This window comes from Pseudomonas sp. LB3P14 (assembly GCF_054898045.1).
Window position 1 is genome coordinate 2200003 of sequence record NZ_CM142714.1, and the last position, 13754, is coordinate 2213756.

The 13754-nt window shown below is 59.9% G+C and carries 10 protein-coding genes; 7 read left to right on the forward strand and 3 right to left on the reverse strand.

The features are described from left to right. Positions 1-3: 3 nt before the first annotated feature. Positions 4-780 (forward strand): substrate-binding domain-containing protein, encoded by a 777-nt coding sequence (locus tag ACYZT5_RS10070; RefSeq protein WP_462050960.1) that lies wholly within the window; start codon positions 4-6, stop codon positions 778-780. Here ACYZT5_RS10070 and ACYZT5_RS10075 read toward each other — a convergent pair. Then, positions 770-1684 carry a LysR family transcriptional regulator gene (locus ACYZT5_RS10075; protein WP_462050961.1) on the reverse strand — a complete coding sequence of 305 codons (915 nt, stop codon included), beginning with the start codon at positions 1682-1684 and terminating at the stop codon, positions 770-772. The two genes, ACYZT5_RS10070 and ACYZT5_RS10075, sit on opposite strands and share 11 nt — an antisense overlap. Positions 1685-1840: 156 nt before the next feature. Between ACYZT5_RS10075 and ACYZT5_RS10080 the strand changes: the two genes are divergently transcribed. Both ACYZT5_RS10080 and ACYZT5_RS10085 read left to right on the forward strand, forming a co-directional pair. Further along, positions 1841-3649, forward strand: coding sequence for a monovalent cation:proton antiporter-2 (CPA2) family protein (locus ACYZT5_RS10080; RefSeq protein ID WP_462050962.1), 1809 nt, complete (start codon positions 1841-1843; stop codon positions 3647-3649). A gap of 129 nt (positions 3650-3778) precedes the next feature. After that, on the forward strand, positions 3779-4879 hold the full coding sequence (locus ACYZT5_RS10085) for a DNA alkylation repair protein (RefSeq protein WP_462050963.1): 1101 nt from the start codon (positions 3779-3781) through the stop codon (positions 4877-4879). Here ACYZT5_RS10085 and ACYZT5_RS10090 read toward each other — a convergent pair. Beyond that, a complete protein-coding gene (locus ACYZT5_RS10090) occupies positions 4869-5771 on the reverse strand; it encodes a LysR family transcriptional regulator (protein ID WP_462050964.1) in 903 nt (300 codons plus the stop codon). The two genes, ACYZT5_RS10085 and ACYZT5_RS10090, sit on opposite strands and share 11 nt — an antisense overlap. A 120-nt stretch (positions 5772-5891) precedes the next feature. On the opposite strand from ACYZT5_RS10090, the gene ACYZT5_RS10095 reads away from it, so the two are divergent. From ACYZT5_RS10095 to lldD, 3 genes are all read left to right on the forward strand, one after another. Next, complete coding sequence (locus ACYZT5_RS10095) at positions 5892-7541, forward strand: GMC family oxidoreductase (RefSeq protein ID WP_462050965.1); 1650 nt, start codon at positions 5892-5894, stop codon at positions 7539-7541. Positions 7542-7621: 80 nt separating this feature from the next. Then, on the forward strand, positions 7622-9244 hold the full coding sequence (locus ACYZT5_RS10100) for an MFS transporter (protein ID WP_462050966.1): 1623 nt from the start codon (positions 7622-7624) through the stop codon (positions 9242-9244). A gap of 263 nt (positions 9245-9507) precedes the next feature. Then, complete coding sequence (gene lldD / locus ACYZT5_RS10105) at positions 9508-10650, forward strand: FMN-dependent L-lactate dehydrogenase LldD (RefSeq protein ID WP_462050967.1); 1143 nt, start codon at positions 9508-9510, stop codon at positions 10648-10650. A gap of 68 nt (positions 10651-10718) precedes the next feature. On the opposite strand, the gene ACYZT5_RS10110 is transcribed toward lldD, so the two are convergent. After that, positions 10719-11087 (reverse strand): DUF427 domain-containing protein, encoded by a 369-nt coding sequence (locus ACYZT5_RS10110; protein ID WP_462050968.1) that lies wholly within the window; start codon positions 11085-11087, stop codon positions 10719-10721. A gap of 352 nt (positions 11088-11439) precedes the next feature. Between ACYZT5_RS10110 and ACYZT5_RS10115 the strand changes: the two genes are divergently transcribed. Continuing rightward, positions 11440-13671: a C1 family peptidase gene (locus ACYZT5_RS10115; protein WP_462050969.1), complete on the forward strand. Its 2232-nt coding sequence runs from the start codon at positions 11440-11442 to the stop codon at positions 13669-13671. The last annotated feature ends 83 nt before the right edge of the window (positions 13672-13754 follow it).

A 13754-nucleotide genomic window follows, 5' to 3' on the forward strand; every position in this document is an offset into this window, starting at 1 on the left:
AACATGCAGAAGCTATTCAATTTTGCTGCCCTGACTTTGCTGGCCAGCCTCGGTCTGAGCAGCGTCGCCCAGGCCGAAGAGATCCGCGTGATGACCTCCGGCGGTTTCACCGCTGCCTACAAAGTCCTCGGCCCGAAATTCGCCGCCTCCACCGGCAACACACTGGACACCGCCCTCGGCCCCTCGATGGGCAAGGCGCCGGAAGCGATCCCCAACCGCCTGGCTCGCGGTGAAAAAGCCGACGTGGTGATCATGGTCGGCTACGCCCTCGATGACCTGATCAAGCAAGGCAAAGTCGACCCCGCCTCACGGGTCGAACTGGCGGACTCGCGGATCGGCCTGGTGGTGCGCGAAGGCGCGCCGAAGCCGGACATCAGCTCTGTCGACGACCTGAAAAAGACTTTGCTCGACGCGAAGTCCGTGGCCTATTCCGACAGCGCCAGCGGCGTGTACATCGAAGATCAGCTGTTCAAGCGCCTGGGCATCGAAGACCAGCTCAAACCCAAGTCGACGATGATCCCGAAAATCCCGGTGGGCTCGGTGGTTGCCACCGGCGACTATCAACTGGGCTTCCAGCAGGTCAGCGAACTGTTGCCGGTACCGGGGGTGAGTTTCGTGGCGAAGATTCCGGAGTCGGTGCAGTCGGTGACGCGTTTCGCCGCTGGCATTCCGGTCGGTGCGCAACACCCGGCCGAAGCCAAGGCACTGCTGGATTACCTGGCCTCCTCCGCCGCTCAGACGGATGTGAAAGCCACCGGTCTGGATTCGGTCAGCCGCTGACTGCAGGCTGCTGGACTTTCATCTCCACCACCAGCCGTTCCAGTTCCAACGCCGCCGGGGTCAATGTGCGCCCCCGGCGCTTGATCAAACCGACACTGCGCATCACCTGCGGATCGGTCAGCGGCACCCGCGTCAGAATCGGATGATCCGCCGCCGGCATCGCCATCAACGGCACGGCCGCCACGCCCAACCCTGCTTCAACCAGACCAATCATCGTCGTCACATGCCGGGTTTCGCAGATGCTCGGCCGCTGCGGCACGATGCCCGTCAGCGCCTGGTCCAGCAGAAAGCGATTGCCCGAGGTCTTGTCCAGCGAGATGTAGTCCTGCTGATAAAACTCATCCCACGTCACGCTACTGCGTCCGGCCAGCGGATGATCGCGCCGACAGGCCACCACATAACCCTCCTGCACCAGCGGCTCGAAATCCACCTCCGCCTCCAGGGTGCCCATGAAGCTCAGGCCGAAATCCGCCTCGCCATTGACCACCGCACTCAGCACTTCGTGGGCGCTGGAGTCGAGCACCTTGACCTTGATCCGCGGAAACTGCCGGTGGTAGTGAGCGATCACTCGCGGCATGAAGTAGTAAGCCGCCGACGGTACGCAGGCCACGGTGACATGACCGAGGCGGGTCGAGGCCACTTCGCTGATGCCCAATAGCGCCACGTCCAGGTCGTCCAGCAGGCGCTCGACACTCGGCATAAAACCGCGTCCGGCCTGGGTCAGGCTGACCTTGCGTGTGGTGCGCTCGAACAACCTCACACCGAGGGCGTCTTCGAGTTTTTCGATGCGCCGGCTCAGGGCTGGCTGGGAGATCCGCACCGTGTCGGCAGCCTTGCGAAAGCTGCCCTGCTCGACCACGGCGCGAAAGGCTTGCAAGTCGTTAAGGTCAAAGTTGATGGCCATGGTGCGCACTCGGGAACAGACAGATTGATCAGCTTATCCTATGAATGCAACCAATTGATGCAAAATGTAACCTCATGCTGAACGTTCGTGGCTGACGCACCCAGCGCCAACCTTTATCCTTACCGTCCCGCCGCACCGAGTCCCTGGAGTTTCGCTATGCCCCATGAAGGCAACCTGTTGCAAGCCGCTGTCGTGTTTCTGTTCGCGGCGGTGCTCACCGTTCCCCTGGCCAAGCGCCTGCAACTGGGGGCGGTGCTGGGTTATCTGTTTGCAGGGGTGATCATCGGACCATCAGTGCTGGGCTTGATTGGCAATCCGCAAAGCGTCAGCCACATTTCCGAACTCGGGGTGGTGTTGCTGCTGTTCATCATTGGTCTTGAACTGTCGCCGCGACGTTTGTGGGTGATGCGCAAATCGGTGTTTGGCGTAGGTCTGGCGCAGGTACTGCTGACGGGGTCGGTGATTGGTGTGCTGGCGCTGTTCGTGTTCGGCCAACCGCTGAACAGCGCGATCGTATTGGGCTTGGGCCTGGCGCTGTCGTCCACCGCGTTCGGTCTGCAAAGCCTGGCCGAACGCAAGGAACTGACCAGCCCTCACGGGCGGTTGGCATTCGCGATTCTGTTGTTCCAGGACATCGCCGCCATCCCGTTGATCGCGATGGTGCCATTGCTGGCGGGCGGCGATCACACCACCAGCACTGCCGAAGATCTCAATCACGGTTTGCGCGTGTTGGGCAGCATCGCGGTGGTGGTGATCGGTGGGCGGTATCTGCTGCGACCGGTGTTCCGGGTGGTGGCCAAGACCGGTTTGCCGGAAGTCTCCACCGCCACCGCGTTGCTGGTGGTGATCGGCACGGCGTGGTTGATGGACCTGGTCGGCGTGTCCATGGCGTTGGGGGCGTTCCTCGCCGGGTTGCTGCTGGCGGACTCCGAATACCGTCACGAACTGGAAGCGCAAATCGAGCCGTTCAAGGGATTGCTGCTGGGGCTGTTTTTCATCAGTGTCGGCATGGGCGCCAATCTGAGTCTGCTACTGAGCGCACCGATCACGGTGCTGGGCCTGACCCTGTTGCTGATCGCAATCAAATTGCCGCTGCTGTTTATTGTCGGCCGACTGGCCGGTGGTTTAGGCAAGGTCAGTGCAATTCGCCTCGGCATCGTGCTGGCCGCCGGTGGTGAGTTTGCCTTTGTGGTGTTCAAGATTGGCCGCGACCAGGGGCTGTTCGAGCCGCACCTGTACGACTTGCTGGTGCTGACCATCACGTTGTCCATGGCGGTGACGCCGCTGCTGTTGCTGTTGTGCGCGCGATTGGTAAGCCCCAAGGTTCAACCCGTGGTGGTGCCGGAGAAATTCCGCGAGATCGATACCGACACGCCGCGCGTGGTAATCGCTGGCATGGGCCGTATGGGGCAGATCGTTGCGCGGATTTTGCGCGCGCAAAACATCAAGTTCGTCGCCCTCGATACCTCGGTGGAAACCATCGAACTGTCACGCAGCTTCGGCGGCGTGCCGGTGTTCTACGGCGACCCGATGCGCCCGGAGATCCTCAGTGCGGCCAAGGTCGAGCAGGCGGAATACTTTGTCATCGCCACCGACGACCCGGACACCAACATCAAGACCGCAGAGTTGGTGCACAAACTCTATCCGCACCTCAAAATCATCGCCCGGGCCCGTAACCGTCAGCATGTGCATCGGCTGGTGGACCTTGGCGCCGAGGCCATTCGGGAAACCTATTATTCGAGCCTGGAAATGAGCCGGCGCACGCTGGTCGGACTGGGTTTGACCCAAGCCCAGGCCGATGCGCGGATCAAGCGCTTCAAGCATCACGACGAGCAGGTGCTGGAAGCCCAGCATGCGGTTTATGACGATGCGGCGAAGGTATTGCAGACGGCGCAGGAAGCCCGGGCGGAACTGGCGAGATTGTTTGAAGCGGATCAGTTGGAAGAAGAATCAGGTAAGGCGTAACTGATCGTTCCCACGCTCCCGCGTGGAAATGCATCCCGTGACGCTCTGCGTCACATCCCAAGAGCGGACGCAGAGCGTCCATGGCGGCATTCCCACGCAGAGCGTGGGAACGATCATAAGGAACCCACAATGGCTGCTGACCAAAGCTCCCCTGCCCTAAAAGAAATCTTCAACGCCGACCGCCTCCAACACATCGCCACCGAGATGACCGCGGTCTACCCCGAGTTCAACGCCAAAGCCTTCCTGAAAATGGCCAACGACGGGCTTGCGCAATTGTCGATCATGCAGCGCATGGCCCGGGTCAGCGAGTGCCTGCACGCGGTACTGCCGTTGAGTTATGAAGAGACGCTTGAGGTGCTGCGCGCCCTCGCTCCGCGCCTGAACAGCGGCTTCGTCAGCCTCTCATTGCCGCATTACGTCGCGACGTATGGCGGACATGCATTCGAGTTGTCCATGGACGCCCTCAAGTACTTCACCGCGTTCGGCTCTTCGGAGTTTGCGATCCGCTATTTCCTTCGCAGTGACATCGAACGCTCACTGGCGGTCATGCACGATTGGTCACTGGACGAAAACGAACACGTCCGGCGCCTGGCCAGCGAAGGTAGCCGGCCGCGCCTGCCATGGTCGTTTCGACTGGTACACGTGCAAGCCGACCCGACACTGGCCGCCGTGATCCTGGACAACCTAAAGGCCGACGACAGCCTCTACGTGCGCAAGTCCGTGGCCAACCACCTCAACGACATCACCAAGGACCATCCCGAGTGGGTGCTGGGCCTGATCGAAGGTTGGTCGCTAGACAACAAACACACCGCGTGGATCGCCAAACATGCCCTGCGCAGCCTGATCAAACAGGGCAACCCGCGAGCGTTGGCGATCATTGGCGCGGGCGGCAAGCCTGAGGTCGAGATCATCGATGTGAAGGTGGAACCGGCGGTGATTCGCCTGGGTGAAAAAATCACCCTGTCCTTTGGCGTCAAATCCAGGGTCGAGGACAGTCAGCGACTGGTGATCGACTACGCCATCGATTACGTCAAAGCCAACGGCAGCACGTCGGCGAAGGTGTTCAAGCTCAAGGCGCTGACGCTTCCCGGCAAGGCTACCGAGACCGTTGCGCGGGGTCAGCACATCAAGGAACTCACCACGCGCCGGCATTACGCAGGTCAGCACGCCGTGCACATTCTGGTGAATGGTGAGCGCCTGGCCAGTACCGCATTCGAAATCACCCCGTAACGGGGTTCGACCCCAACAACAACCCCTGCTCGCGCTCACACAACTCCACCACGTAATCCCACAACACTCGCAACCGCACGGATTTATGCAGCTCGCGGCGGGTGCTGATCCAGTAGCTGCGCTGGATGCTTTCATCCGGCAGCAACGGCACCAGGCCGGGGTCGGCACTGGCCATGTAGCACGGCAATACGGCGATGCCCAACCCTGAGCGCGCGGCCTGTTGCTGGGCGATGACGCTGGTGCTGTGAAAGACCACTTGCGGGTTGCGGCAGAAGCTGTTGAGGAACATCAGTTCCTGGCTGAACAGCAAGTCATCGACGTAGCCGATCCAGGCGTGGCGACCGAGGTCTTCGCGGCTGCGCAGCGGCGGCGAACGGTCGAGGTAGTCCTGGCTGGCATACAGCGCCAGGCGATAGTCAGTCAGTTTGCGGGTGACCAGCATGTCGGCGGCCGGGCGCTCTAGGTGGATGCTGATTTCCGCTTCGCGGTTGAGGATGCTGACGAAGCGCGGCACCGCCACCAGTTCCACTTCCAGCCCCGGATAACGTTCGAACAGACCGTTCATGCGACTGGCGAGGAACATGATGCCCAATCCCTCAGTCACCCCGACACGGATTTTGCCGAGTGGCGCCGTTGATTGGGTGATTTCCTCCTGAGCGAGCAACGCGACGTTTTCCATGGCTTCGGCGTGTTTGAGCAGCGCTTCGCCGGCCGGGGTCAGTTCATAACCCTGGGCATGCTGGACAAACAGCGCGGTGCCGAGGCTCTTTTCGATGGCCTCGATGTGCCGGGCCACGGTGGCGTGGGTCGTGTTCAAACGGCGGGCAGCGGTCAGCAGACGCCCGCTACGCTGCAACTCGAGAAAAAACCGCAAGTCATTCCAGTCGAACATGAGTCGTCCTTGAGGCGAGGTGTTTAAAAACGCACAGCGGCTGCGCAAAAACTAACATTCTTTTGACGAAAGCTAACAACTAGGATGACCGACAACAAGAACAACACCATAAGGTCACGCATGCAGACTTCTCTGGATGAATACGACTACATCGTGGTCGGGGCCGGGCCGGCCGGTTGTTTGCTGGCCAATCGGTTGTCGGCCAACCCGCAACATCGCGTGTTGCTGCTGGAAGCCGGCGGCCGCGATAACTATGCATGGATTCACATTCCCGTGGGTTACCTGTTCTGCATCGGCAACCCGCGCACCGACTGGTGCTTCAAGACCGAAGCACAACCCGGCCTTCAAGGTCGGGCCCTGAGTTATCCGCGTGGCAAGGTGCTCGGCGGCTGTTCATCGATCAACGGCATGATCTACATGCGCGGCCAAGCGGGTGACTACGATGGCTGGGCCGCCCAAGGCAATCCCGGCTGGAGCTGGAGCGACGTGCTGCCGTTGTTCAAAAAAAGCGAAAACCACTTTGCCGGCGACTCGGAATTTCACGGTGCCGCCGGGGAATGGCGGATCGAACGCCAGCGGCTGTCGTGGCCGATTCTGGATGCCTTCCAAAGAGCCGCCGAACAAAGCGGCATCGCCAGCATCGATGACTTCAACCAGGGCGACAATGAAGGTTGCGGCTACTTTCAGGTCAATCAGAAAGCCGGTATTCGCTGGAACGCGGCCAAGGCGTTTCTCAAACCGATCCGCAACCGCGCCAATCTCACCGTGCTGACCGACGTCGAAGTGGATCGCGTGCTGCTGGAAAACGGCCGTGCGTCTGCGGTCAGCGCGCGTTGGCAGGGTCAGGCAAAAACCTTCAAGGCGCGTAAAGAGATCGTGCTGTGCGCCGGCTCCGTCGGTTCACCGAGCATCCTGCAACGTTCCGGGATCGGCCCTCGCCCGCTGCTGCAACGACTGGGGATCGGCGTTGCCCATGAGCTGCCAGGCGTGGGTAGCAATCTGCAGGATCACTTGCAACTGCGCCTGATCTACAAACTGGAGAACGCCCGCACGCTGAACCAAATTGCCGGCAGTCTGTGGGGCAAGATGGGCATGGGCCTGCGTTACCTGTATGACCGCAGCGGCCCGTTGTCCATGGCGCCGAGTCAACTCGGCGCCTTCGCTCGATCAGGACCGGAGCAGACGTCGGCGAATCTCGAGTACCACGTTCAGCCACTGTCGCTGGAGCGTTTCGGCGAGCCATTGCATGCCTTCCCGGCCTTCACGGCGTCGGTGTGCGATCTGCGCCCGCAAAGCCGTGGTCGCATCGAGATTCGCTCCACCGATCCGCAGGAAGCGCCGCTGATTCAGCCCAATTATCTGAGCCACCCGGAAGACTTGCGGGTGGCAGCCGATGCCATTCGCCTGACCCGCCGCATCGTCGCCGCCCCGGCCCTGCAAGCGTTCAAACCGATCGAGTACTTGCCCGGAGACAGCTTGCAGAGCGACGAAGAATTGCACGAAGCCGCCGCCCGCATCGGCACAACGATTTTCCATCCCGTCGGCACCTGCCGCATGGGCAACGACGCGGACGCGGTAGTCGACGCCGAGCTACGCGTCCATGGCATCCCCGGCCTGCGCATCGCCGACGCCTCGATCATGCCGCGCATCACCTCGGGCAACACGTGTTCGCCTACGCTGATGATTGCCGAGAAAGCCGCGCAACTGATCCTGGACACACCCACAAGGAGTTTTGCACCCGACGAAAAAGCACTGACCGCAGTCTCTTGAACAAAGGAATAGCGACGCCAGCCCATAAGGCCGGCGCCGACAGTGGAACAAAAAAAACAATCACTGTGAGGGATACCGATATGTCAGAACATGTTCAGCCTCTGGAAGCCGTACGCAGCGCGGGCACCAGCCGCGAGACCCAGAAAGTTATCTTCGCGTCGTCGCTTGGGACAGTCTTCGAGTGGTACGACTTTTTCCTCTACGGCGCACTCGCGGCGGTGATCAGCAAACAGTTTTTCGCCGGGGTCAACGACACCACGGCGTTCATCTTTGCGCTCATGGCGTTCGCCGCCGGCTTCATCGTGCGGCCGTTCGGCGCGCTGGTGTTCGGACGGCTGGGGGACATGATCGGGCGTAAATACACCTTCCTTGCGACCATCATCCTCATGGGTCTGGCGACTTTCTGCGTCGGGTTGCTACCGACCTACGCGAGCATCGGCATCGCCGCGCCGATCATTCTTGTGGTGCTGCGCATGCTTCAGGGCCTGGCCCTGGGCGGTGAATACGGCGGCGCTGCCACTTACGTGGCCGAACATGCGCCGATGGGTAAACGCGGTTTCCACACCAGCTGGATTCAGTCCACCGCGACCCTAGGCTTGCTGCTGTCGCTGCTGGTGGTGCTCGGTTGCCGCTACTTCACCGGTGACCAATTCGAAGTCTGGGGCTGGCGGATTCCGTTTCTGTTTTCGATCATTCTGCTGGGCATCTCGACCTGGATTCGCATGAGCCTGCACGAGTCGCCTGCGTTCGTGAAAATGAAAGAGGAAGGCAAGCTCTGCAAGTCGCCGCTGCGCGACTCATTCGGCAAATGGGAAAACCTCAAAGTCGTACTGATCGCCCTGTTCAGCATCAACGCCGGGCAAGCCGTGACTTTCTACGCGGCGCAGTTCTACGTACTGTTCTTCCTCACCCAGTTCCTGAAAATGGACCCGGCGCTGGCCAACAGCCTGCTGATCGTCAGCGTGATCATCGGCGCGCCGTTCTTTATTTTCTTCGGCTGGCTGTCGGATAAAGTCGGACGCAAACCAGTGCTGATGATCGGCCTGCTGCTGGCCACATCGCTGTACTTCCCGATCTTCAAGACCCTGGCCCACTACGCCAACCCGGCCATCGACCAGGCCAGCCGTCAGGCACCGATCACCGTACTGGCTGACCCGGCCACCTGCACCTTCCAGTTCGACCCGGTGGGCAAGGCGAAATTTGATAGCCCTTGCGACAAGGTCAAAACCTTCCTGGTGAAACAGGGCCTTCCTTACAACAGCGAAGCCGCACCGGCCGGCAGCAGCGTGCAGGTGAGCGTCGGTGAAGTGAAACTCGAGGGTTACGATGAAGCGGCTCTGCGTGGCGCCGTTACCCTGGCTGGGTATCCATCACAAGCCGACACCCAGCAGATCAACAAACCGATGATCGTGGCGCTGATCGTCGCGCTGATCATCATCTCCGCCATGTGCTACGGCCCGCTGGCGGCGCTGATGGTCGAACTGTTCCCGACCCGCATCCGCTACACCTCGATGTCCCTGCCGTACCACATTGGTAATGGCTGGTTCGGCGGTTTCCTGCCAACCGTGTCGTTTGCATTGGTGGTGTACACCGGGGACATCTTCTACGGGCTGTGGTACCCGGTGGTGATTACCGGGGTAAGCCTGGTCGTCGGGATGATCTGTTTGCGTGAGACCAAGAACGTGGACCTGGATAAAAACTGACAGCACGGGGCGTTTTACTCATCGTTCCCACGCTCCGCGTGGGAATGCATCCCGTGACGCTCCGCGTCACCAGTGCGCAGGACTCAAGCCTTGCGTCGACAGCGGAACGCGGAGCGTCCCCGGCGGCATTCCCACGCAGAGCATGGGAACGATCAGTCGGTGAGCGCTGAGTGAACAGCATTACCGCAATGCGCGGGGTTTTCGTTAACCTGACCCGACGCTCGACGCAACCACCGCCCCGCCACTCACCAGACCGAGGCATCATGATCATTTCATCCGCATCTGACTATCGCGAGGCAGCACGCCGAAAACTTCCGCGTTTTTTGTTTGATTACATTGATGGCGGGGCTTATGCAGAGCATACCCTGAGGGCCAATAGCGCTGATCTGACGGGCATCAGCCTTCGTCAGCGCATTCTGAAAAACGTCGAAACCTTGAGCCTTGAAACCACCCTCTTCGACCAACGACTTTCAATGCCCATCATATTGGCCCCGGTAGGACTGACGGGCATGTTTGCCCGTCGTGGTGAAGTGCAGGCTGTAAAAGCGGCGGAAAATAAAGGCATCCCGCTCTGCCTATCAACGGTATCGGTGTGTTCGATCGAAGAAGTCTCGGCTCAAACCCGACAACCCATCTGGTTTCAACTGTACGTGTTGAAAGACAGAGGCTTCATGAAAAATGCACTGGAACGTGCGAAGGCCGCCGGGGTGCAAAACCTCGTGTTTACCGTGGACATGCCCACGCCCGGCGCCCGATACAGGGACGCACACTCGGGCATGTCAGGTCCTTTTGCGGCATCGCGGCGAATGCTTCAGGCCATGACCAAACCCGACTGGGCATTCAACGTCGGCGTCATGGGGCGCCCACACGACTTGGGCAATATCTCGAAGTACCTTGGCAAAGCCGTAACCCTCGAAGACTACATGGGCTGGTTGGCCAACAACTTCGACCCTTCGATCAGTTGGAGTGATCTGGAGTGGATTCGTGATTTCTGGAAAGGCCCGATGATCATCAAAGGCATTCTCGATCCTCAGGACGCCAGGGATGCGGTCAGCTTTGGCGCGGATGGCATTGTCGTATCGAACCACGGTGGCAGACAGTTGGACGGTGTGCTCTCCACAACGAAGGCATTACCGCCCATCATGCAAGCCATCGGTGATGATCTGACGGTGCTGGTCGACTCGGGAATCCGCTCGGGGCTTGATGTCGTACGGATGTTGGCGCTGGGCGCAAAAGGCGTATTGCTGGGGCGTTCCATGGCCTATGCACTGGCCGCCGATGGTCAACGCGGGGTGGAGAACATGCTGGATATCTTCGCCAAGGAAATGCGCGTCGCCATGACCTTGACCGGGGTGACCTCGATTAGTCAGATTGATGAATCCACGCTGGTGGATGCTGCCCGATAAGCTGAATGCCTGACCTTAAAACGCCACGCCCATGCGCGGCGTTTTCGTTGATGTCTGAAAAGCGGCCATCACTCGACGTCTTTGAGAGTTTCAAAGATCACTTGATCGGGATAAAACGCCATGTAGCCGCGAATCTGTTCTACCGACACTTTGGGGTCCTCATAGCTCCACACCGCGTTAGCGCCTTCATGTCCCGGGATTTGCAGGCTGAAATAGCTGGCATCGCCCTTGTAGGGGCAATAACTCGTGTGATCGGTGCGGGCAAAGTACTTTTCATCGATATCCTCGCGCGGTACGTAATACACCGGAGGATAGTTGGCCTCGAGCAACACCAGCGCCCGTGCGGACGCGGCCACCTGAATACCGTGAAACTTCACAAGCAGGCAGCCCGGCTGCTCTGCGATGGTGATGACAGGACTAGGACCGGAGGTTTTCATGGAATACGTTTCTCCTGACGCTGATGGACCTGTGAGAGCGAGGCTTGTCCGCGGTGGGCGGTGCAGCAGCCCCAAAACCTGAGACCACGACTTTCAGGTATAACCCAGATTTTGCACTCACGACGGCTTCGCAGCCGAACGGGACGATGCGGCGTTCCGACGAACCCCTCGCAGGAATAAGTAATGCCAAGTCCCTGCACGGCGGGGCCCATGCGTCCTTCCACCGAATTGAATATTCGAAGTCGGTGAAACATCGTCTACGATCAATAGGACCGTTGACATCCCTGCTGCCCAGACAGGCAGTCGTGGCATGGCGTGGGGATTTGAGTCTCAGAAACCTGAGGGTCTCACCATGCCCGCTACACAGTTTACGCTCGATCAAAAGATCATCACCCTGGATGCCCGTCCCGATCGCCTGGATCTGCGTGATCGGATCTTCACCCCACGGGTCAAGTCACTTCCGCCCTCCTGGCCCGCAGACAAAGACATTGCCACCGAGCTCTCGGCGTACCTGGGTAAAGGCATGATTCTCTACCAGGGCAACGAAGGCGCCTGCACAGGGTTCGGGCTGGCGGCGGTGGTCAACTACCTGTTGTGGCTGCGGGACCGGGCCTCCATCAAGACGAGCCCGCGTCAGCTTTATCACCTGGCCAAACTCTATGACGAATGGCCAGGAGAGGACTACACCGGCTCCAGTTGTCGCGGCGCATTGAAGGGATGGCATAAGCACGGTGTCTGCTCGGAGGAACTGTGGCCCTACACCGTCAAGTCCGACGGATCGGTTCCGGCGTTTGAAGCGCCAGCCGAGGATTGGGCCATGGACGCCGTGACCCGGCCGCTGGGGGTTTACTACCGCGTCGAGAAAGACGACATCACCGCCATGATGGCGGCCCTGTACGAAGCGGGTGCGCTGTACGTTTCCGCCAATGTGCATCAGGGTTGGGCACTGATGCAGCCCAAAGTCAAAAAACGTCCGCCGGCGGTGTTTCAGAGCATGTCTCAGCTGCCCGTCATCAAATGGCCAGCAACCAGTCAGGGCGGTCACGCCTTTGCCTTGATTGGGTACACCAGTCAGGGGTTCATCGTGCAGAATTCCTGGTCGACCGACTGGGGATACTCGGGCTTCGCCATCCTGACGTTCGAGGACTGGCTGGCCAACGGCACTGACGCCTGGACCGTCGCCCTCGGTGTGCCGATCGAACACGGCGCGTTATCGCACAACGCGCGCCCTTCACGCTCCCGGGCCGATGTTCAATCAGCGTTTCGTAGCGCGCTGTCGAGCTCCAGCGCCAAGCGCGAAGGCTTCTCGCTGTTCACCGCCGGAGCCCGCGATACCGATCGCAAAGGGCTTCCGCTGTTGACCATGGATCAGGCGTACGGCCTGACCATCGTGATGGAAAACAACGGCAGCATCGGCCCCCGACTCACCGACGTCGAAAACGTCCGCGCGGGCGTCAAGCGAATCGTCTACGAGGCGCCTCGCGCCTGGTACGACAAGCTGCCGGCGGCAAACAAACCCGCCGTGCTGCGCATCGCCATCATTGCCCACGGCGGGCTCAATTCCGAGCAGGACTCCATCAATCGAATTTGTGCGATGGCGCCCTACTTTCTTGAAAACGGCGTCTATCCACTGTTTGTCACCTGGCGCACCGGGGCGTTGGAGACGTTTGCCGACATCGTCCAGGACGCCCTCCCGGGTCTGTTTCCCGAGGCGGGTGGCATCAGCGATGTGTTGAAGGCCATCAAGGACAAGGCCCTGGAAGGCTTTGATCGCACGGTGGAACTGGCGACCAAAAAACTCGGCGGCGATCAGTGGAGCCAGATGAAGCAGAACGCCGATGCCGCCTCAGTGGCAGGCTTTACCCCGCGCGGGCTGGTGGAAATGGCGGAGAACCTGAAAAAACTGGTCGCCGACATGGGCAAGAAGAACGTCGAGCTTCATCTGATCGGTCATTCCGCCGGGTCCTTGATCAATGGCCACTTGATTCAACTGCTGTGGGCCAGAGGCCTGGCCATCGAAACATCGACGCTGATGGCTCCGGCCTGCACCCTCGACTTCGCCAACCAGACCTACCGCAGAGTCATCGAAGGTGGAGGACTCAAGCGCAAGGACTTCCACCTCTACATGATGTCCGACAACCGCGAACAAGATGACAACGTCATCGACGTGTACCACAAGTCGCTGCTGTACCTTGTCTCCCGTGCCTATGAAGAACTGCAACGCATGCCGCTGCTGGGCATGGCCAAGAGCCTGGACAAGAACTTCCAGGACTTCAGCGATCCCGATCTGGCGGAGTGGAACATTGCCGCCAAAAACATGACCGAGCAGTGGAACCAGTTTTACTGGGGTAAAACCATTCCGACCGGTTTTGCCGTCACAGGCCGTGGCCTTCCCGAAGCGTTCGCGAAAACCCTGCATATCTTCAACGATCCGAAAATGAACTACGGCGCGGGCATCAAAGCGGACACCTCCCACGGTGGGTTCGACAATGATGTGAACGTCATTACCGCAGCCTTGCTGACCATTCTCAGACGAGAGCCCGACGCGAAGCTGGACCAACCGGTGGTTAACCTGAACTACTGAGGAGCCTGCGCAATGAATCGCAACGCACAGACTGTACATCCATACAGATAAAGATTGCTCCATCGCTCATCAGCCGCCATTCT

Excerpts from the sequence above, each read along its gene's own strand:
- ACYZT5_RS10080 (WP_462050962.1), top strand. The coding sequence starts at position 1,841 with ATGCCCCATGAAGGCAACCTGTTGCAAGCCGCTGTCGTGTTTCTGTTC.
- ACYZT5_RS10100 (WP_462050966.1), top strand. The coding sequence starts at position 7,622 with ATGTCAGAACATGTTCAGCCTCTGGAAGCCGTACGCAGCGCGGGCACC.
- lldD (WP_462050967.1), top strand. The coding sequence starts at position 9,508 with ATGATCATTTCATCCGCATCTGACTATCGCGAGGCAGCACGCCGAAAA.
- ACYZT5_RS10095 (WP_462050965.1), top strand. The coding sequence starts at position 5,892 with ATGCAGACTTCTCTGGATGAATACGACTACATCGTGGTCGGGGCCGGG.
- ACYZT5_RS10110 (WP_462050968.1), bottom strand. The coding sequence starts at position 11,087 with ATGAAAACCTCCGGTCCTAGTCCTGTCATCACCATCGCAGAGCAGCCG.
- ACYZT5_RS10075 (WP_462050961.1), bottom strand. The coding sequence starts at position 1,684 with ATGGCCATCAACTTTGACCTTAACGACTTGCAAGCCTTTCGCGCCGTG.
- ACYZT5_RS10070 (WP_462050960.1), top strand. The coding sequence starts at position 4 with ATGCAGAAGCTATTCAATTTTGCTGCCCTGACTTTGCTGGCCAGCCTC.
- ACYZT5_RS10115 (WP_462050969.1), top strand. The coding sequence starts at position 11,440 with ATGCCCGCTACACAGTTTACGCTCGATCAAAAGATCATCACCCTGGAT.
- ACYZT5_RS10085 (WP_462050963.1), top strand. The coding sequence starts at position 3,779 with ATGGCTGCTGACCAAAGCTCCCCTGCCCTAAAAGAAATCTTCAACGCC.
- ACYZT5_RS10090 (WP_462050964.1), bottom strand. The coding sequence starts at position 5,771 with ATGTTCGACTGGAATGACTTGCGGTTTTTTCTCGAGTTGCAGCGTAGC.